At 41.7% G+C, this 21827-nt stretch carries 12 protein-coding genes, 4 pseudogenes and 1 riboswitch; of the genes and pseudogenes, 6 read left to right on the top strand and 10 right to left on the bottom strand.

Features of this window, described 5'->3' with window-relative positions; genetic code table 11:
• Positions 1-21: 21 nt before the first annotated feature.
• A riboswitch (glycine riboswitch) is annotated at positions 22-110 on the bottom strand.
• 254 nt (positions 111-364) lie between these two features.
• On the top strand, positions 365-1531 hold the full coding sequence (locus QMQ21_RS12950) for an IS30 family transposase (RefSeq protein WP_054388008.1): 1167 nt from the start codon (positions 365-367) through the stop codon (positions 1529-1531).
• A gap of 286 nt (positions 1532-1817) precedes the next feature.
• Here QMQ21_RS12950 and QMQ21_RS12945 read toward each other — a convergent pair.
• From QMQ21_RS12945 to zapA, 3 genes and pseudogenes are all read right to left on the bottom strand, one after another.
• Positions 1818-4153: pseudogene (locus QMQ21_RS12945) on the bottom strand (endonuclease MutS2).
• A gap of 102 nt (positions 4154-4255) precedes the next feature.
• A complete protein-coding gene (locus QMQ21_RS12940; RefSeq protein WP_000624509.1) occupies positions 4256-4804 on the bottom strand; it encodes a CvpA family protein in 549 nt (182 codons plus the stop codon).
• Complete coding sequence (gene zapA / locus QMQ21_RS12935; RefSeq protein ID WP_000002019.1) at positions 4801-5103, bottom strand: cell division protein ZapA; 303 nt, start codon at positions 5101-5103, stop codon at positions 4801-4803. The genes QMQ21_RS12940 and zapA overlap by 4 nt, the downstream gene beginning before the upstream one ends.
• 86 nt (positions 5104-5189) lie before the next feature.
• Here zapA and rnhC point away from each other — a divergent pair, with 86 nt between their 5' ends.
• The 3 genes and pseudogenes from rnhC (at position 5190) to recD2 (ending at position 9352) form a co-directional block, all read left to right on the top strand.
• The gene (rnhC, locus tag QMQ21_RS12930; RefSeq protein ID WP_000146891.1) at positions 5190-6071 is read left to right on the top strand and encodes a ribonuclease HIII; all 882 of its coding nucleotides are present in this window, start codon (positions 5190-5192) and stop codon (positions 6069-6071) included.
• Between the two features lie 3 nt (positions 6072-6074).
• Positions 6075-6689, top strand: a complete 615-nt coding sequence (gene lepB / locus QMQ21_RS12925; RefSeq protein WP_001083986.1) for a signal peptidase I — start codon at positions 6075-6077, stop codon at positions 6687-6689.
• Positions 6690-6984: 295 nt separating this feature from the next.
• A pseudogene (recD2, locus tag QMQ21_RS12920) lies at positions 6985-9352 on the top strand (SF1B family DNA helicase RecD2).
• A 47-nt stretch (positions 9353-9399) separates the two neighbouring features.
• Here recD2 and tig read toward each other — a convergent pair.
• From tig to treP, 3 genes and pseudogenes are all read right to left on the bottom strand, one after another.
• Positions 9400-10681, bottom strand: a pseudogene (gene tig / locus QMQ21_RS12915) (trigger factor).
• Positions 10682-11117: 436 nt separating this feature from the next.
• Positions 11118-12743, bottom strand: a complete 1626-nt coding sequence (gene treC / locus QMQ21_RS12910; RefSeq protein ID WP_166735884.1) for an alpha,alpha-phosphotrehalase — start codon at positions 12741-12743, stop codon at positions 11118-11120.
• A 255-nt stretch (positions 12744-12998) separates the two neighbouring features.
• Positions 12999-14886 (bottom strand): annotated as a pseudogene (treP, locus tag QMQ21_RS12905) (PTS system trehalose-specific EIIBC component); the annotation flags it as partial.
• A 297-nt stretch (positions 14887-15183) separates the two neighbouring features.
• Between treP and treR the strand changes: the two are divergent.
• Complete coding sequence (gene treR / locus QMQ21_RS12900) at positions 15184-15894, top strand: trehalose operon repressor (RefSeq protein WP_023936305.1); 711 nt, start codon at positions 15184-15186, stop codon at positions 15892-15894.
• A 153-nt stretch (positions 15895-16047) separates the two neighbouring features.
• Positions 16048-17322: an ISL3 family transposase gene (locus tag QMQ21_RS12895; RefSeq protein ID WP_261814580.1), complete on the top strand. Its 1275-nt coding sequence runs from the start codon at positions 16048-16050 to the stop codon at positions 17320-17322.
• Between the two features lie 65 nt (positions 17323-17387).
• On the opposite strand, the gene QMQ21_RS12890 is transcribed toward QMQ21_RS12895, so the two are convergent.
• From QMQ21_RS12890 to QMQ21_RS12875, 4 genes are read right to left on the bottom strand one after another with little or no spacing between them, the layout of a single operon-like run.
• Positions 17388-18314 (bottom strand): ATP-binding cassette domain-containing protein, encoded by a 927-nt coding sequence (locus QMQ21_RS12890; RefSeq protein WP_001291299.1) that lies wholly within the window; start codon positions 18312-18314, stop codon positions 17388-17390.
• A 10-nt stretch (positions 18315-18324) separates the two neighbouring features.
• Positions 18325-19383 carry an ABC transporter ATP-binding protein gene (locus QMQ21_RS12885; RefSeq protein ID WP_261814579.1) on the bottom strand — a complete coding sequence of 353 codons (1059 nt, stop codon included), beginning with the start codon at positions 19381-19383 and terminating at the stop codon, positions 18325-18327.
• Between the two features lie 8 nt (positions 19384-19391).
• A complete protein-coding gene (gene oppC, locus QMQ21_RS12880; protein WP_000103690.1) occupies positions 19392-20318 on the bottom strand; it encodes an oligopeptide ABC transporter permease OppC in 927 nt (308 codons plus the stop codon).
• Positions 20318-21814 carry an ABC transporter permease gene (locus tag QMQ21_RS12875; RefSeq protein WP_000759897.1) on the bottom strand — a complete coding sequence of 499 codons (1497 nt, stop codon included), beginning with the start codon at positions 21812-21814 and terminating at the stop codon, positions 20318-20320. The genes oppC and QMQ21_RS12875 overlap by 1 nt, the downstream gene beginning before the upstream one ends.
• Positions 21815-21827: the final 13 nt, after the last annotated feature.

Raw genomic sequence — 21827 nt, 5'->3', positions numbered from 1 at the left:
GATAAATGCTAAAAAGCGGTCTATCCTAGCTCTGTCCTTTTACCTGAGAGTTTGAGCAGTTGCCTGCCTTGCCCCTTCGGTGCCTTTACGGTCTCTCCAGAGTTCCGTCCATTTACAGTCATGGAAAATCAAACGATTCCCCACTTCTATTAAACTTCATTCGGTGTTGGTATTTAATTGATTCTTATTTTACAAAAAATGTTGGCTTTTGTCAATGTGTTTATTAGTAAAAATTAGTTCAACAGTTTTTACGGTAACTTCTCAAAGTAACTTCCACTTGCTTGACCAAAGTGGAAATTAGTCTAAAACGGATTTTTATGGTGGAATTAAGTGTGAGACGTTTGAGTTAGAAATGAGGCTCACTATGACAAAACATAAACACCTTACCCTTTCAGACCGTAATGATATCCAATTAGGCTTAGAGCGCGGTGAAACCTTCAAAGCTATCGGACAGTCCATTCTAAAAGACCCGACCACTGTCTCCAAAGAAGTCAAACGAAACAGACGAGTCCGAGAGTCTACATGCCATAACCTTCCTTGCCCTCTACTTGACAAAACTCCCTTTGTCTGTAATGGATGTCCTCAAAGAAGACAGAATTGTGGCTATAAAAAGATCTTCTACCTCGCTAAGCAAGCTCAAAAGCAGTACGAACAAACTCTGGTTGAATCTCGTGAAGGAACTCCCCTCAATTCCAAGACCTTCTGGGACATGGACAAAGTCATTTCTGAGGGTGTTAAAAAAGGACAACACATCTATCATATCCTCAAAACTCACAATCTTGATGTCAGCTCCTCAACCGTCTATCGACACATCCGAAAAGGATACCTATCTATCGCTCCTATTGACCTAGCCAGAGCCGTTAAATTCAAAGAAAGACGGAAAAGTAAGCTACCTTCCATCCCTAAAGAAGCTAAAAAAGGCCGTTCCTATGAGGATTTCCAAAACTATTTAGCACTGAATCAACTAGACTCTTGGCTGGAAATGGATACAGTTATGGGGAGGATGGGAGGTAAAGTCCTACTCACCTTCAATCTCTCTTTCTGTAACTTTATCTTCGCTAGACTTCTGGATAATAAAACTACCCTTGAGGTTACCAAACACCTCTATGACATCAAGAACACTCTTCACCAAGCTGCCAAAGATTTCTTCCAACTCTTTCCTGTCATCCTGACAGATAATGGTGGAGAGTTTGCCAGGGTTGATGATATCGAAATGGATGTGCGAGGAGAGAGTAAGCTATTCTTTTGTGACCCTAATCGCTCTGACCAGAAAGGCAGAATTGAGAAAAATCACACGCTGATTCGCGACATTCTACCTAAGGGAACTTCTTTTGACAATTTAACTCAAGAGGACATCAATCTCGTCTGTTCGCATGTCAACAGCGTCAAACGTGCTGCTTTGAATGGAGAGTCAGCCTATGAACTCTTTGCATTTACCTATGGAGAAGAGATTCCTAAGCTTCTCGGCATTTCTAAAATACCTGCAGAAGACGTCTGCCAGTCGTCTAAATTACTCCAACATAAGTTCTAAAAACTAATCTTTAACCGCATTCAAACGTCTCACACTAACTTCCACCATAGCGGAACTTAATCTGAAACGCTTTCAGATGAGGGGATTTTGTGCGCTCTTTTTTTCGATTCATTTTGGCTACAAAAGCGATGAAATCAAGCATGAGTAAAACCAGTGGAACTTACCCTGACACGGATTTCCACTGGTTTTTAGGATTTTTATCAGACTAACTTCCACTTGGATTAGCGGTGGAACTTAGTTTGGGAATTTACCCAACAGTTTTTACTTTATGAATCCGAAATATTTCTTATCCTCTAAAAGTCACAATAGTTGCGCCACTCCCTCCAGCATTTTGTGGGGCATAGCCGAAACTCTTGACATGCTTATTTCTTTGTAGGTATTTGGTGACACCTTCTCGGATGACTCCTGTTCCGATACCATGGATGATATCAACTTGCGCCATATTGTTAAGCAAAGCTTGGTCTATAAAGGCATCTAGCTCATTCATGGCTTCTTCATAGCGCTTGCCTCGAAGGTCCAGTCTAGCTTGAGGTCCTCGCCCAGAAGTTCGTTTCACAACATTGACCTGTTTCTTCTTGACTGGTTTTTCTTGCTGGGCTTGAACAAGGCCAAACTCTTTCTCTTCCAAGGTCATCTTAATCAAACCGACTTGGGCTTCCCAACGGCCATCCTTGAGTTGACTAGTCAAGGTACCACGCTGTCCATAACTGAGAACCACGATATCATCTCCCACCTTGGGAGCTCGTTTTTTCTTGGCCTTTTGAAGGACCTTGTTTTTAGATAGATCTACTTTTTCAGGAGCCAATTTTTTCAGCTTGGCCTTGGCTTCAATGATTTCGTGGGGTTTAAGTTGAGATTTACTATGGAGATTTTTGAGAATCTGGTCACTCTCACTGAGGGCCATGTCCACAATCTCAGCAGCTTGTTCACGCGCTTTGTTAAGCTCAGTTTCCTTTTCACGATTGAGCTCGTTGTAAAGTTTTTTAAGAGCACGATTCATCTTGAGATTTTCTTGCTCCACCTCACGGATATTGTCCAAGCGTTTACGGCTTTCCAGCGTCTGCTCTTCCAGTTGCTCAATGATACGATTGACATCATTGTCCTGATCGACCTGCTGACTGGCATCCCCTACGATAACTTCAGATAGGCCTAGACGTTTGGCAATCTCAAAGGCATTGCTTCGACCAGGAACTCCTTGCATAAAGCAATAGGTCGGGCGTAGAGTTGCAGTATCAAACTCCATGCTGGCATTTTGCACAAAGGCTGTCTCAATACCGTAGGCCTTGAGTTCTGGATAGTGGGTCGTCGCCATAGTCTTGACTTGACGCAGGCGAAGGTCCTCCAGAATAGCCATGGCAAGAGCGGCTCCCTCTTGGGGATCTGTACCAGCCCCCAACTCATCTAAGAGCAAGAGCGAATGCTGGTTGACCTTGCCAAGAATATCCACAATATTGGTCATGTGGCTAGAGAAGGTAGACAAGCTCTGCTCAATAGATTGCTCATCGCCAATATCAGCAAAAATTTCTTCAAAAATACCAACACGACTTCCCTTGTCTGCTAAAATCGGCAGATGGACTGGGCCATCACCTGTGTCAAGCCCAGAGTTTTAAGCATGATGGTCTTCCCACCTGTATTGGGACCTGTAATGACAATAGCTGTTAAATCTTGTCCAAAATGGACATCATTTGCAACGGCATTTTTGACCAAAGGATGGCAGACATGGAGCAGTTGAATTTCTTGATTTTCTGATATCTGAGGAACGACTGCTTGCCTTTCTTGGATAAAGCGAACCTTAGCACGAATCAAGTCCAGATGACCGATAATCCAAGCGTCATTAGCAATCTCAGCCGCATGAGGGCGAACACGCTCAGAAATTTCTTGGAGAATGCGAAGCATTTCATAGCGCTCATCTGCTCGCAAACTGGCAATTTCTTCGCTCAGTTTGACCACCTCACGGGGTTCGATATAGACGGTATTTCCACTAGCAGAAATATCATGAACGACACCTGCAATCTTATTGCGGTAGGTATTTTTGACTGGTAAAACCTGACGGCCATTTCTGCTAGCAACAATCCCTTCTGTCAACATCTGCGCTTTTTGCTTGAGCAGGTCCTGTAAAACATCGCGTACCTGACTCTCGCTATCATGGATTTTTCTGCGGATTCGCGCCAATTCTTCACTGGCAAAATTTTCAATGAAACCTGCATCATTAAAGGCTTGGAGATTTCCTTGTAATTGCGGAAAATCATGTAATTTCTCAAACCAAAGGGCTAATTCTTCCAAGCTGACATTTTCCAGATTGGCATAAAAACTTTGCAGCTCTCGGCTAGACAGAAGCACGCGCTTCAAGAGTAGGAACTCCTCAATATTGAGGTCTGCCCCCATCTCCAGCCGCTTGCAGACTCCTGCAATTTCCTTAGTTGCGAGAATGGTAAAATGCGGTTGCTCAACGAAAAGAGCCTGCATTTCCTTCATCTCAGCAAAAGCCTGTTTGATTTTATCTGCTTTGGCAGTTGGAGCTAGCTGTCTCAATTCCTCCAAGCCCTGCTCGGTCAACAAATGGGGCTCAAACAAGGCCTTGACCTTATTAAACTCTAATGTTTCTAATATTTTCTTATTCATCTTTATTTCCTTATCTTTGAATGTCTAGGTGTGGTAGCTTTTTACATTCTGATAGATTCTAGTCAATCTGTAAACAAAGGGCTAGGAAAACTCCTGCCCTTTTTATCCGATTAAATTTGTCACCCAGATTTGTTTGAGCCAACTGGTTGTTACTGGTATGCTCTGGATGATGTGTTTTGCGACGATACTCTTTTCAAGAGGATTTTGTATAGCTGCCATGGGGATGGTCGCCAAGATGGTCAAGGCCATTTGCAAGACAAATAAGGTCACCAACATGGACAAGATACCTGCTGAAACTTGGAACAACTTACCACCCAATTTTTTACTAGGGATCAAGTGTAATAGGAGACCAAGCAAACGACCGATGCTATAGACAATCCCAAATACAAGCAAGTAGCCGATCCCTGCATAAAAGACCTTATCCAACTGAAAGAGTTGATCCGATGGGAAAAAGAAAGTTCCCTGACCTTCCTGCGGATTTGCATAAGGGAGCAATAAGTGAAACTGCTCGCCAAGCCCCTTGTAAAACTGACCAGCCATAAAAGCAGATGCCATAGCTGAAATCAGGTAATAAACCTGTAAGAGCAGGCCTCTCCGATAGCCGATATAAAATCCCCAAGCCAAGACCAATAGAAGAAGGAGTGAAATCATAAGGAGTCCTCAATCTTGCTCTGTTCTTGCTTGCAAGTCACAAGCTTGTGACGGAGTTCTTCTAGCTCTTGCTCCTTATCGTCAAATTCAATCTCACGGCTGAGCTGAGTTGATAAACAGTTGACTGCCAACAAAAGAGCGATGGTTTCATCGTCTGCACTAGGCATTTGTTCTTTAATTGCTTGGTATTTTTCTGTCGCAACCTTGGCGATTTCCTCCATAAAAAGGTTATCATGCTCGCTTGTCAAGGTTAATGATTTTTTCCCGAATGTAAATTTGAATCGATTTAGATTTGCCATAAAATTCACCTCACGATATTATACCAAAATTCGCTAATTTTGTCAGTTTTTACAAATTTGCCTGCTTTTATGGTACAATAGAAACTATGGCAAGTATAACACTCACACCAAGTGAAAAGAAGATTCAGGCTTTTCTTGAACACTATCAAACCAGTCTGGCTCCTAGTAAGAATCCCTATATCCGCTACTTTTTGAGACTGCCTCAGGCAACGGTTTCTATCTATACTTCTGGAAAGGTCTTGCTTCAGGGTGAAGGAGCTGAGAAATATGCTCGTTTCTTTGGCTATCAAGTTGTAGAGGAAACCAGCGGACAAAATCTTCCTTTGATTGGGACAGATGAGGTGGGAAATGGTTCCTACTTTGGTGGACTTGCAGTTGTGGCTTCCTTTGTCACACCTGACCAGCATGCTTTCTTGCGAAAACTCGGTGTGGGGGATTCTAAAACTCTGACCGACCAAAAGATTCGTCAGATTGCCCCTATCCTCAAGGACAAAATCCAGCACCAGGCACTGCTTCTCTCACCCAGCAAGTACAACGAGGTCATCGGAGACCGCTACAATGCTGTTTCGGTTAAGGTTGCCCTCCATAACCAGGCTATCTATCTCCTTCTTCAAAAAGGCGTTCAACCTGAGAAAATTGTGATTGATGCCTTTACCAGTGCTAAAAATTATGACAAGTACTTGGCACAAGAGGCCAATCGTTTCAGCAATCCTATCAGCTTAGAAGAAAAGGCTGAGGGCGAATACTTGGCTGTCGCAGTTTCTTCTATCATTGCGCGTGATCTCTTTCTGGAAAATCTAGAAAATCTAGGACGAGAACTGGGTTATCAACTTCCAAGTGGAGCTGGAACAGCTTCTGATAAGGTAGCTAGCCAGATTTTACAAGCCTATGGTATGCAGGGACTCAACTTCTGCGCCAAATTGCACTTTAAAAATACTGAAAAAGCGAAAAAACGCTTAGAAAGGTAAGTTATGAATTCATTTAAAAATTTCCTAAAAGAGTGGGGATTATTCCTCCTGATTCTGTCATTACTAGCTTTAAGTCGTATCTTTTTTTGGAGTAATGTCCGCGTAGAAGGACACTCCATGGATCCTACCCTAGCGGATGGCGAAATTCTCTTTGTCGTTAAGCACCTCCCTATTGACCGTTTTGATATCGTGGTGGCCCATGAGGAAGATGGCAATAAGGACATCGTCAAGCGCGTCATCGGAATGCCTGGCGATACCATCCGTTACGAAAATGATAAACTTTACATCAATGACAAAGAGACAGATGAACCTTATCTAGCTGACTATATCAAACGCTTCAAGGATGACAAACTCCAAAGCACCTACTCAGGCAAGGGATTTGAAGGAAATAAAGGAACTTTCTTTAGAAGTATCGCTCAAAAAGCTCAAGCCTTCACAGTTGATGTCAACTACAACACCAACTTTAGCTTTACAGTTCCAGAAGGAGAATACCTTCTCCTCGGAGACGACCGCTTGGTTTCGAGCGACAGCCGCCACGTAGGTACCTTCAAAGCAAAAGATATCACAGGGGAAGCTAAATTCCGCTTCTGGCCAATCACCCGTATCGGAACATTTTAAGAAATCGAAGAGGCCGAGAGTCAGCAATCTCAGCCTCTTCTTCTATCGTGAGAATATGATTATTCACTATCCAGTTTGATTAAGATAGAAACAAAGTTATACTCAATGAAAATCAAAGAGCAAACTAGGAAGCTAGCCGCAGGTTGCTCAAAGCACTGCTTTGAGGTTGTAGATAGAACTGACGAAGTCAGTAACATATATACGGCAAGGCGAAGCTGACGTGGTTTGAAGAGATTTTCATTGAGTATAAAATAGATACAAAGTTAACTCTCACCTATTTATGCAAAGGAATCTTATGGAAGTTTATTTTTCAGGAACCATTGAACGGATTATTTTTGAAAATCCCAGTAATTTTTATCGTATCCTCCTCCTAGAAATCGACGATACGGACGCAGAGGATTTTGATGATTTTGAAATTATTGTCACCTAAGCACCATGGCTGATGTGATTGGGGGCGAAGACTACACTTTTTGGGGGCAAATTGTCCAGCACTCCAAGTATGGGGAACAACTGCAAATCAACCGTTATGAACGTGCAAAACCAACTAGCAAGGGCTTGGTCAAGTACTTTTCAAGTAGCCATTTCAAGGGAATTGGTCTCAAGACAGCTCAGAAAATAGTGGACACCTATGGCGACAATACCATTGACGAAATTTTGCAACACCCAGAAAAGTTAGAAGGCATCGCAGGGCTCTCTGCCAAAAATCGCGAGGCTTTCGTCTCCACTCTCCGTCTCAACTACGGAACGGAGATGGTTTTGGCCAAACTAGCCAACTACGGCATTCCCAACAAACTAGCCTTTCAGATTCAAGACTTTTACAAGGAAGAAACCCTTGATGTGGTTGAAAATTATCCCTACCAGCTAGTTGAGGATATCAAGGGTTTGGGCTTTACCATTGCTGACCAACTAGCTGAGGAACTAGGCATCGAAAGTCAGGCTCCTGAACGCTTCCGCGCCGGTCTAGTTCACAGTCTTTTTCAGGCCTGTATGGAAACAGGGGACACCTATGTTGAAGCACGGGATTTGCTGGAACAAACCCTTACTCTCCTTGAGTCTTCCCGTCCCGTGGAACTAGACCCCAGCCAAGTTGCCCAAGAGCTCTCCTACCTGATCGAAGAAGACAAGGTTCAGCAGATTGATACCAAGACTTTGACAACAGCCTCTTTTTCGCTGAGGAAGGTATCCGCAGTCACTTGATTCGTATCCTTGAAAAAGGAAAACAGAAGAGCCAAGATTTAGAAACCATTCAAAAACATATCGCTACTGTCGAAGAAGATCTGGAGATTGAGTATGATAGCATTCAAAAACAAGCTATCTGTGATGCTATCCAGAATAAGGTCTTTATCCTGACAGGTGGACCTGGTACTGGTAAGACGACTGTTATCAATGGGATCATCGCTGTTTATGCCCTTTTAGAAGGACTTGACCTCAGGAAGAAAAGCAACCTGCCGATTCTTCTTGCTGCTCCAACTGGACGAGCAGCTCGTCGCATGAATGAATTGACAGGCTTGCCAAGCGCGACTATACACCGTCACTTGGGAATGACAGGCGACGATGATACTAGTCATCTGGAAGATTATCTGGATGCTGACTTTATTATCGTGGATGAATTTTCCATGGTGGATACTTGGCTGGCCAATCAACTCTTCTCCAACATCTCTTCTAACAGTAAGATTCTCATCGTGGGAGATAGCGATCAGCTACCGTCTGTCAGCCCTGGACAAGTTCTAGCTGACCTCCTTCATATTCCTTTAATTCCTCAGACTCGCTTGGAAAAAATTTATCGGCAAAGCGAAGAATCAACCATCGTCACCCTAGCTAGTCAAATCCGACAGGGCATCTTGCCAGCCGATTTCACCCAGAAAAAAGCTGACCGTTCCTACTTTGAAATTGCTAGTGGCCATATTCCTGCTACGATTGAGAAAATCTTAGGCGCTGCCCTCAGAAGTGGCATTCCTGCCCGTGATATCCAAGTTCTGGCTCCCATGTACCGAGGGACGGCAGGGATTGATGCCATCAACCAACTCATGCAAGACCTCCTGAACCCACCACAAAAAGACCAACTCAGTTTTGAAGCTCCCCAGTGCCACTATCGTAAGGGAGATAAGGTCATTCACTTGGTCAACGATGCTGAAATCAATGTCTTTAATGGAGATTTAGGAGCCATCACAGACCTGATTCCTGGTAAATACACCGAGTCGAAACAAGACGAGATTGTTATTGATTTTGATGGCAATGAAGTCTCTTACCCACGTAACGAATGGTACAAGATTCGCCTGGCCTATGCCATGAGCATCCATAAATCACAGGGAAGTGAGTTCCCTGTTGTCATCCTACCGATCACCAGTGCTAGTAGGCGTATGCTGGAGCGCAATCTCATCTATACAGCCATTACACGCGCCAAAAGCAAGCTTATCTTACTAGGTGAATTGCAGGCCTTTGATTATGCTACCCAACACATTGGAACTACCCGAAAAACCTATCTGATTGAACGCTTCAGTGATTTATTGGATAATGTTGAAGAAAAACAACAAGCGATTTCTGAAACAGCCACATCAAGTACCTCTGAACAATCCTACATCCTAACCGAAGAAAACTGGGACAGCATCCCCGCCATGATTGGGATTACAGACGCAGACCTCAAAGAGATTTTTGGAAAATAGTGCACAAGAAAACCCACCAATTCAGGTGGGCTTTTTATCTTTTAAGATTATTTTACTGTTGCTGTGCTTGTAATCAATTCAACAGCTTTTTTGATTGTGATATCGTGTTTCAACATATCAGCCGAAAGCAAGCTTTGTACTTGAGCAACTTCCATGTTGTAATCTGCTGCCAATTGCTCAACTTCTTTTTGGATTTCTTCTTCTGAAGCGTCAAACCCTTCAGCTTTGGCAACTGCTTCGATAACAAGGTTAGTCTTAGTACGTGACTCAGCTTCTCCCTCGTATTGTTTGTGAAGGTCTTCTTGAGTAGTTCCAGTGATTTGGAAGTACATGTCAGGGTTGATACCTTGACGTTGCAAGTTTCAAGGAATTCGTTTACTGAGCGGTGAACTTCTTCGTGAATCATTTCTTCTGGAAGTTCTACGATTTCAGCGTTTTCTACAGCTTTATCGATTGCTGCACCTTCAACTGCATCTTTGTATGCTTCTTCTTTAGAGCAGCCAATTCCTTGCGGTATTTTTCTTTCAATTCAGCAAGTGTTTCAACTTCTTCGTCAATGTCTTTTGCAAGCTCATCATCAAGAGCTGGAACTTCTTTAGCTTTTACTTCGTGGATAGTTGTTACGAATTTAGCTTCTTTACCTGCAAGGTCTTCTGCTTGGTAGTCTTCTGGGAATGTTACAACTACATCAACAGTTTCGCCAGCTGAGTGACCTACCAATTGGTCTTCAAAACCAGGGATGAATTGACCTGAACCAAGTCCAAGTGAGAAGTTTTCACCTTTTCCGCCATCAAATTCAACACCATCGATAGAACCAACGAAGTCAATAACAACAGTATCGCCGTTTTCAGCAGCAGCTTCTTTGATAACCAATTCAGCCAAGTTGTTGCGTTCGCGTTCAATACGCTCTTCAACGTCAGCGTCAGTTACTTCTTTTTCTAGATCAACTGATACTTCAAGGTTTTTGTAGTCACCCAATTTAACTTCAGGTTTTGTCACGACTTCAGCTGTGATAACCCAGTCTTGACCTTTTTCCATTGAAGTTACATCAATTTTTGGTTGAGCAACGACTTCAAGACCAGCTTCTTTTACAGCTGCTTCATAAGCATTTGGCAAAAGAGCGTTCATAACATCTTGGTAAAGTGACTCTTCACCAAATTTTTTGTCGAAGATAGGACGTGGAAGGTGACCTTTACGGAAACCTGGAACATTAAGAGATTTCTTAACTGAGTTGAAGACACGATCCAATTCTGGTTTGATTTGGTCTTGAGAGATAGTGAAAGTCAAGACACCACGGTTTGTTTCTTTGTTTTCAAATGATACAGACATTCTGTCATTTCTCCTTAAAATTTTTTAAATACAGTCTATTATAACATTTTCTATAAATAAAATCTAGACTAATGCAGACAATTATAGACAACAAGCCTTTTTGCTAACTAAATGAAAGTTCTATAATGAAGTTAGTCACCCAGCCCTCCTAAAAATTAGATGTTTTAACTAGCTGATAGCTAGCCCTCGATTTCATTTGATAAGAGGCTTGATGCTGTTAGGCTGACAAGCCAAGGCTAAGATTAGCCTTGGTTTAGCTGACAAAACTGCTTCAAGGGTTCCTCTTGTCAAATGAAAGCAAAATAATTGCCCTCAATCTCACCATTTTTTTTGGGACATAATCACTTTCGATTGACAGTTTGTTCTACACTTTCAAGGATGGAATAGACAGCAAAAAGAACCCTGCTTTTCTGAAAAAGAGGTCTCCTTGCTAAGTTTAATTTACATAGATAGCCAGTGTTTGACAAGGTTTGAGTAGAATTTTTTCATACACTTCTGCATCTTTATAGTTTGAAAGTAAAATCTGTCCATTTTGGTAGGCTAGAGGTAAGTCAATTTCCACTTCTGTAGCATAAAAGTTATTGAGCACTAGTAACTTTTGATCCTCATACTGGCGTTCAAAAGCATAGACTTGTTTGCTATCTTCAAAGGCTGGTTTGTAACTTCCTTCTGAGATGATAGGCATTTCTTTGCGAAGTCGAATCAAGTCTTGATAGAAGGTGAAAATCGGGCCTTGGATTTCATTTTCAACGTTGATGTGAGGGTAGGATTTTCCTGCCTTGAGCCAAGGAGTACTTACTGTGAAGCCTGCATTTTCAGAAGCATCCCACTGCATGGGAATTCGTGAATTATCGCGCGACTTAGCTTGAATAATCTGGAAGGATTCTTCCTGACTCTTTCCTTCTTCTAAGAGCATCTGATAAGCATTGAGCGATTCGACATCCACATAATCAGCCATAGAATCATAGTCTGGGTCAATCATCCCGATTTCCTCACCCATATAGATATAAGGTGTTCCACGTGACAGGTGAATGCTGGCTGCCAGCATGGTGGCTCCTTCCTTGCGGAAGTTTTGAATATCAACAAAACGGTTCAAAGCGCGTGGTTGGTCGTGATTGTTCCAAAAGAGGGCGCTCCACCCATCTTTATCACTCATCTCCTTGCCCCAGCTATGGTAAAGTCTTTTCAACTCTTCAAAATCAAAGGGAGCCAAGGTCCACTTTTGTCCATCCTTGTAGTCCACCTTTAGATGATGAAAATTAAAGGTCATGGATAATTCCTGACGGTCAGGCGACGAATAGAGGACACAGTTTTCCATGGTGGTAGAAGACATTTCTCCAACTGTCATAAAGCTATCGTCGGATCCAAAAGTGGCTTGGTTCATCATACGCAAATAGTCATGAACGATGGGCTTGTCTGTATAAGCTGGCTTCCCTTCATTTTCAGGACAGTCCACTAAAACCTCGTCCTTACCGATCAAATTGACTACATCAAATCGGAAACCTTTGACACCCTTGTCGCGCCAGAAATTAACAACCTTGAAAAGCTCCTTACGGACATTGGGATTGCGCCAGTTAAGGTCAGCCTGGGTCTCATCAAAGAGGTGAAGGTAGTATTTCCCTGTATTCCCAAAGGGCGCCCATGCAGAGCCACCAAACTTAGACTGCCAATCTGTTGGTTGGTCTTGGATGAAGAAAAAGTCTTGATAATACTTGTCCCCAGCTAAGGCTTTCTGAAACCATTCATGCTCTGTCGAACAATGATTGAGGACCATGTCCAGCATAAAGTCAATCTTGTGTTCTTTACCAACACGCACCATTTCCTCAAAATCAGCCATATCACCAAAAAGAGGATCTACTGCCATATAATCTGAAATATCGTAACCATTATCCCGTTGAGGGCTTGGATAGAATGGATTGAGCCAGACCATATCCACACCTAGTTTGGCTAAATAGGGAATTTTTTCAATAATTCCACGGAAGTCCCCAATACCATTGCCAGTGGTGTCTTTGTAAGATTTTGGATAGATTTGATAGACTACTTTTCCTTTATCAAGTGTCATCTGTTTCTCCTTTTCTGATAAAAGGGAGGAAGCAGTCTTCCGTCCCTATTTGTGCTATTTCAATTATACTCAATGAAAATCAAAGAACAAACTAGGAAGCTAGCCACAGGTTGCTCAAAACACTATTTTGAGGTTGCAGATAGAGCTGACGTGGTTTGAAGAGATTTTCGAAGAGTATTAGATTCGTGTAGCGACCATGAGAGATGCTCCAGCTTGGATCGTTGTCGGATAAGTTAGGAATAGTCGCTGTATAAGCATCTTGGTTGGTGATGATAACAGGAGTTTCTGTCACCAGACCTGCAGCCTTAATGACATCCATATCAAAACGAATCAGTTGCTGACCAACTGTGACATGGTCTCCTTGGGCTACAAGACTTTCAAATCCTTTGCCATCAAGACCTACTGTATCCATACCGATGTGGATGAGCAATTCCACCCCCTCGTCAGAGACAATACCAATGGCATGCTTGGTAGGAAAAAGAACCGTCACTGTCCCATTGACTGGAGAAGTCAACTCACCTTGGCTTGGTTCAATGACCAGACCTTGCCCCATGACACCTGAAGCAAAGACTGGATCCGTTGCTTGACTTAGTTCTTTCACTTGGCCAGTCAGCGGGCTAACAATTTCTACTGGAGTAAGTTCTACTGGTTCATGACTCACAAATTCTGCTTCTTCTTGAGCAACGAATTCTGCCTGCAAGTCCGTATCGTCCTCTGTTTTTGTAAAGAGACCAGCCTTGCGGAAGAAGAAAGTCAAGAGCATTGGAACAACAATCGCAACTAGCATAGTTCCTGCAAATGGCAGCATGTATTGAGATTGAATAGAGAGAATACCTGGCAAACCACCGATACCAATAGAAGCCGCAGTTACATTAAAAGTAACGGATAACATGCCTGCAAGGGCTGAACCAGTCATCCCAGCAACAAATGGATAAATATATTTTACGTTAACTCCAAAAAGAGCTGGTTCTGTAACACCGAGATAGGCCGAAATGGTTGCAGGAAGTGAAACCTGAGCCTCACGCTCATCATGGCGATGCATGAAATAATAGGCAAACACGGCTGAGCCTTGAGCAATATTAGAAAGAGCAATCATTGGCCATAGGGCAGTGCCACCAGCATCCGCAATCAATTGTGTATCAATGGCATTGGTCATATGGTGCAGACCTGTGATGACAAATGGAGCGTAGAGGGCACCAAAAATTGCACCGAAGAGCCATTTAACTGGACCAGTTAAACCTGCCAAGACAACTGATGAAAGTCCTTGTCCAATTGTCCAACCGATTGGTCCCAAAACAGTATGAGCCAAAATCAAGGCTGGAATCAATGACAAAAAAGGTACAAAAATCATGGAAATGACTTCTGGGATATGTTTGCGCCAGAAAATTTCAAGATAAGACAGACTCAAACCTGCAAGCAAGGCTGGGATAACTTGGGCTTGGTAACCAATACGATTAACAGTAAAATAACCAAAATTCCAAACCCAGTTTGCTGCGATATCAGCTGCTAGCGTTGAAGCAACCGCATAGGCATTGAGCAACTGAGGCGATACCAAACAGATTCCGAGAACAATTCCCAAAATTTGGCTGGTTCCCATCTTACGAGAAACAGACCAAGTAATCCCTACTGGTAAGAACTGGAAGATAGCTTCACCAGGCAACCAGAGGAAGTGATTAACCCCTGCCCAAAACTGAGAGGATTCTGTGATGGTCTTGCCATCCAACATCGACCAATGGACACCTTCCAAGACATTACAGAAACCGAGGATCAATCCACCAACAATCAAGGCTGGAATAATCGGAGTAAAGATTTCCGCCAGAGTGGTCATGACACGTTGGACCACGTTTTGATTACTCTTAGCTGCAGACTTGGCTGCTTCTTTGGAAACACCCTCAATGCCTGAAACAGCTGTAAAATCATTATAAAAAATGGGCACGTCATTCCCAATAATCACCTGAAATTGACCTGCATTTGTAAAAGTTCCTTTAACAGCTGGAATTGATTCGATAGCCTTGACATTAGCCTTCTTATCATCTCCTAAAACAAACCGCATCCGTGTCGCACAGTGGGTTACGGCAGTCACATTTTCCTTGCCTCCAATTGCCTGAAGCAGATTCTTGGCTTCTTGTTCAAATTTTCCCATTTGATTCTCCTTATACTTGTCAAAGCAAGTTTGATTTGATAAGAATATTGTAAACGATACCAAACTTGTCTGCAACTTGTTTGATGTAAAAAGAGGATTTTTTGTCATTTTTCTAGCACTTGTATGGTAAAATAGATACAGGTGTTCATTGAACTAGACTAAAAAGCCATTTAATACTCAATGAAAATCAAAGAGCAAACTAGGAAGCTAGCCGTAGGTTGCTCAAAACACTGTTTTGAGGTTGCAGATAGAGCTGACGTGGTTTGAAGAGATTTTCGAAGAGTATAAGGAAGCCAAATGAAGAAATATCAACAACTATTTAAGCAAATCAACGAAACCATTCAAAACGAGACTTACGCTGTCGGAGAGTTCCTTCCTAGCGAGCATGACCTCATGGAGCAATATCAAGTGAGTCGTGATACCGTCCGAAAGGCTCTGTCTCTCCTCCAAGAGGAAGGATTGATCAAAAAGATAAGAGGGCAAGGTTCTCAAGTCGTCAAAGAAGAAACCGTCAATTTCCCTGTATCCAACCTAACCAGCTACCAAGAACTAGTTCAAGAACTTGGACTGCGCTCTAAAACCAACGTGGTCAGTCTGGACAAGATTATTATTGATAAAAAATCCTCACTAATAACTGGCTTCCCAGAATTTCGTATGGTTTGGAAGGTGGTCCGCCAGCGTGTGGTGGATGATCTGGTATCCGTTCTGGATACGGACTATCTGGATATGGAACTAATCCCAAATATCACTCGCCAAATTGCTGAGCAGTCCATCTATTCTTATATAGAGGACGACCTCAAACTCCTTATTGATTATGCTCAAAAGGAAATAACCATTGACCACTCAAATGACAGAGACAAGATTCTCATGGACATTGGCAAAGACCCTTATGTCGTTTCGATTAAATCAAAAGTCTATCTCCAAGACGGACGCCAATTTCAGTTTACCGAAAGTCGCCATAAATTAGAAAAATTTCACTTTGTAGATTTTGCAAAGCGCAAGAAATAAAAGACTGAGACACTAGATCTCAGCCTTTTTCGGCTCTATAATATTTGTAGTGGGTACCCCCCTATAGATATTATGGAGCCTATTTTATTGTAGAAAAAAGTCCCATAAGATCTATAATGAAAAGCGACAAAACAACTCATTAGAAAGAATCATATGGAACAATTACATTTTATCACAAAATTACTAGACATTAAAGACCCTAATATCCAGATTTTAGACATCATCAATAAGGATACACACAAGGAAATCATCGCCAAACTGGACTACGACGCCCCATCTTGCCCTGAGTGCGGAAACCAATTGAAGAAATATGACTTTCAAAAACCTTCTAAAATTCCTTATCTTGAAACGACTGGTATACCTACTAGAATTCTCCTTAGAAAGCGTCGATTCAAGTGCTATCACTGTTCAAAAATGATGATCGCTGAAACTTCTATCGTCAAGAAGAATCACCAAATCCCTCGTATCATCAACCAAAAGATTGCTCAAAAGTTAATTGAAAAGATTTCTATGACCGATATTGCCCATCAGCTTTCCATCTCAACTTCAACTGTCATTCGAAAGCTCAATGACTTCCACTTTGAGTGTAATTTTAGAAATCTGCCTAAGATTATGTCTTGGGACGTTGAAACAGTGGGGAGTGACTGTTTCAATCGGGAGATGGAGATGAGCTTTATTGCGCAAGATTTTGATAAGCTCAATATCATCACTGTTCTTGAAGGTAGAACACAAGCCGTCATTCGAGATCACTTTCTTAAATATGATAGGGTCGTCCGATGTCGAGTGAAAATTATTACTATGGATATGTTTAGTCCTTATTATGACTTAGCTAGGCAACTTTTTCCAAACGCTAAAATCGTTCTGGATCGCTTTCACATTGTGCAACATCTTAGCCGTGCTATGAGTCGTGTCCGTGTCCAAATTATGAATCAGTTTGAACGAAAATCCCATGAATACAAGGCTATTAAACGATACTGGAAACTCATTCAACAGGATAGTCGTAAACTCAGCGATAAACGTTTTTATCGCCCTACTTTTCGTATGCACTTAACGAATAAAGAGATTCTTGACAAGCTTTTGAGCTATTCAGAAGACTTGAAACACCACTACAATCTCTATCAGCTCTTACTTTTTCACTTCCAGAACAAGGAGCCTGACAAATTTTTCGGACTTATTGAGGACAATCTAAAGCAGGTTCATCCTCTTTTTCAGACTGTCTTTAAAACCTTTCTAAAGGATAAAGAAAAGATTGTCAATGCCCTTCAACTACACTATTCTAACGCCAAATTAGAAGCAACCAATAATCTCATTAAGCTTATCAAACGAAATGCCTTTGGATTTCGGAACTTTGAAAACTTCAAAAAACGGATTTTTATCGCTCTGAACATCAAAAAAGAAAGGACGAAATTTGTCCTTTCTCGAGCTTAGCTGACTTCAACCCACTACAGTTGACAAAGAGCCTAAAAATTGACATGGAAATTATAAAACCATTACTAGTTTAGTCCTTTTTGATAACGTGCCAATTCGGCTTGGTTCGCCCAAATATAGTGACCTGGACGGATTTCAACCATGGATGGTTTATCAGTCTCATAGTCGTGTTGACTTGGGTCGTAAACCTTCAAGACCTTCTTACGTTCCAAGATTGGGTCTGGAATTGGTACCGCTGAAAGCAAGGCTTGAGTATATGGGTGAATTGGATTGTTAAACAATTCTTCTGTCTCTGCAACCTCTACAATAACACCCTTGTAAATAACTGCGATACGATCTGAAATAAAACGAACAACCGACAAGTCATGGGCGATAAAGAGATAGGTCAAGCCAAGTTCTTTTTGGAATTTTTTGAGCAAGTTCAAGACTTGGGCTCGCACAGAAACGTCCAAGGCTGAAATTGGTTCATCCGCAATAACAAAGTCTGGTTGCATGACCAAGGCACGGGCAATACCGATACGTTGACGTTGACCACCTGAAAACTCATGAGGGTAACGAGTCAAATGCTCAGCAAGCAGACCCACTTCACGGATAATATTTTGAACTTTCTCTTCACGCTCTGCTTCATCCTTAAACAAATGGTGATTGTAAAGACCTTCAGAAATAATATAATCAACAGTCGCACGTTCATTCAAACTTGCCGCAGGGTCTTGGAAAATCATCTGGATACGACGAATCAATTCCGCAGCTTGTTCACGCGATTTCTTACCATTAATCTTTTGACCCTCAAAAATGATATCTCCATTACTTGTATCATTGAGACCGATGATAGCACGACCAATAGTTGTTTTCCCACTACCTGACTCACCAACAAGCGAGAACGTTTCTCCCTTGTTGATAAAGAAGTTAGCATTTTTAACCGCGACAAACTTCTTACTTCCTTCACCGAAGGAAATTTCTAAATCTTTAATTTCTACTAATTTTTCAGACATTTCCTTCCTCCTAGTCAGCCAGATGGGCAAATCCCATTTTTTCACGGATCTTATCATGGAGATTTGCAATCACAGCTGGTTTTTCTACTTTTGGAGCATCCTCATGAAGTAGCCAAGTTTTAGCCCAATGTGTCTCTGATACTGAGAATTGAGGAGCTTTTTGTTCGAAGTCAATCTGCATTGCATAGTCAGAACGCAAGGCAAAGGCATCCCCTTTCAAGTCAGTATAAAGTGACGGAGGTGTTCCTGGGATTGAGTAAAGATCCCCTTTATCATCAGCAAGCTGAGGCAAGCTAGACAAGAGACTCCATGTATATGGATGGCAAGCGTCATAGAAGACTTCCTCAACAGTTCCATACTCAACGATTTCTCCTGCATACATAACCGCTACCTTATCCGCAATACTTGCTACCACACCAAGGTCGTGAGTGATAAAGATTGTTGTGAAATGATACTCGTTTTGTAAAGATTTTAGCAAATCAATAATCTGAGCTTGAATGGTTACATCCAAGGCAGTTGTTGGCTCATCACAGATCAAGACATCAGGTCGGCAGGCAAGGGCAATCGCAATAACGATACGTTGACGCATTCCTCCAGAATATTGGAATGGGTATTCATCAAAACGTCTATCTGCATCTGGAATCCCAACCTTATTCATGTAGTCAATGGCCAATTCTTTTGCTTCCTTGGCTGTTTTTCCTTGGTGTTTTACAATAACTTCTGTAATCTGGCTACCAATTGTTTTAATGGGGTCCAAACTAGTCATTGGATCCTGAAGAAGATAGTCGCCACGAATTTGTTCCCAATCCTTGTGAGAAGATAAAGCTGTCAAATCCTGACCACGGTAGTCAATACTACCTTGGGCAATGCGACCATTTTCTTCGAGCATACCTGTGAAGGTCTTTGTCAAAACAGATTTACCTGATCCTGACTCACCTACCAAGGCTAATACTTCTCCTTCAACTAGTTCAAGGGAAACGCCGCGAATGGCTGTCAATACTTTGTCACGAACGTCAAATTCCACGACAATATCGCGAGCAGTCAAAATTACATTTTTTTCTTTTGTCATTTCTACTCCTATCTATGTGTACGTGGATCACTAGCATCCGCTAAGTTTTGACCAACTACGAAAAGGGACAAGGATACCAAGACAAGAGTTGTCAATGGAATCCAGAATAAGTAAGCATTGGTTGTTACGTTTTGTGAATAATCCGAAATCAAACGACCCAAACTTGGCACTGTAATCGGTAATCCAAGACCGAAGAAAGACAAGAAGGCTTCGTATGAGATAAAGCTTGGAAGCATTTGAGTCATGGTTGTCACAATAACAGATACCAATTGTGGCATGATGTTTTTGGCAACAATCTTCAAGGTTGGTGTTCCCAAAGTACGTGACGCCAAGTTGTATTCCAAATCACGGTAACGCAAGATTTGCACACGGATCATGAAGGCAATCCCAATCCATGTCGTCACACTCATAGCAAAAATCAGATTCCAGAATCCAGCTCCGATTGAGTAAGTCAAGACAATGACAATCAAAAGAGATGGGATGTTTGAGATGACGTTATAAACTTCCATCATGACACGGTCAACTGATTTTGAAATTCCCCAAATACCACCGACAAAAACACCGATAACCAAGTTAATCACTGTCGCAATCACAGAAATAAGGATAGAGTTACGAGCTCCAAACCAGACACCGTCAAAGAGTGATTTACCGTTACTGTCTGTACCGAACCAATGCTCAGCATTTGGCTTGATATAACGAGCACTAAAGTCGTTTACCTTGCTGACATCATTGAAATCAAACTTAGAAAACATTGGGTAGATGAAACTCATCAAAATGATGGCTACCAAGATTCCCAACATGACTACAGTTGATTTTTTCTTCATAAATTGTCTAAACACTGATTTCCAGTAAGAATATGCTGGCGCATCAATAGTTTCAGAGGCAAAATCGTCACGTTTTATAAACTGAAATTTTTCTTTATCGATTGTAGACATTATTTGCCTCCTTTCTCAGTCAATTTAATACGTGGGTCAATAATAGTCATCCAAATATCTCCCAAAAGACGTGAGAAGATAGAAATACATGTAAAGATGAAGACAAGACCAACGACCATAGAGTTATTAGATGCTTTTACAGAGTCAATCAACATTTTACCCATACCTGGGAAGGCGAAGACTGTTTCAGTAAGGGTTGCACCACCGATAACCCCAATAATGGCACCAGGAATTCCTGAAACCAGCGGAACCATGGCATTTTTAAAGATGTGTTTGTTTGAAATTTCTTTTTCAGACAAACCTTTTGCACGAGCGAAACGAACAAAGTCTTGAGATTGCAAGTCAATCATGTAACGACGAATCCAAATAGCTGTACCAGGAGCACCCAACAAACCAAGGATGACTGCTGGTAAAACGTAAGAACGCCAATCTCCAGCTCCCAAGATAGGGAACGAATCTGGAAGACCAATAGATGATCCAATCAATCGAACGATGTAAACCAAGGCAATGGTTGGAAGAGCAAGCAAGAAGGTCAAAGCCCCTGTTGAGAAGCTATCAATCCAAGTGTTCTTGAAACGAGCCATGGCTGAACCAAGTGGCACTGCAATCGCATAAGAAATCACCAAACCAATCAAACCAGTAATAGCAGAGCTGACAATCATAGATGGATATTGGTAATTACTTTCAGTCGCTGTATAAGGATCATCTTTCCCATAGCTAGCTACTTCACGAGAGTCAGCCTGACTAGGTGACTTGTAGGTTCTTGAGTAAATATTTACAGAAGACGTTTTCTTACCTGTTGGGAACTGAACTTGGGCAGTTTTGGTTTGTCCTTGACCTTGAGTAATAACCTGAAGAACTGGTGTATTAGCATAGGTTGGATAAGAGTCACCTAAATTGATGTTCACAAAATTTTGATGCACAAATGGGAACTGACTGTTAAAGTATAAGAGATATTTATGTTTAGTTCCTGAACCGACCAATGACCATCCGATAGCTGGATCATTTTCGAAACGAAGATAACGTTTCAAGTCTGGATTTTCAGGGTCTTGGATTTTATTTGTATGGTCAATGTCAATCAAGTTAGCATAGAAGTGAAAAACACGTTCAAAAATGGGGATTTCACGACTAGCATAGAATTGACCACTTTCAGTAAATTCTCCCAAGGTCCAACCATGACCTAATTGATTGATGTACTTTTCATAAATAGCTTTATTGGTCGCATTTGCTTCTACTGTTACAGAAGAATCCATGCTACTTGCCTTTTCTTGCAACTCTTTAGTATCGTAATACTCAATGTAGCCCATACGCTCAAACACAGTATTTTCATAGTTATCACGTTTATCAGCCGTTGTCGCAATTTTATTATAGTTAGGATCCTGCTTGAAAATCAATTTTCGAGGAACCAAGGTATAGATAATCGTGTAGGTCAAAGTCGTCACTAAGAAAATCGAAACCAATGACCGCAAAACACGCATAAAAATATATTTTTTCATATTATTTCCTTTA

It is taken from the genome of Streptococcus bouchesdurhonensis, from assembly GCF_948472335.1.
The sequence above is the reverse complement of the archived record's forward strand: the minus strand, read 5'-3'. Positions and strand labels throughout refer to the sequence as shown.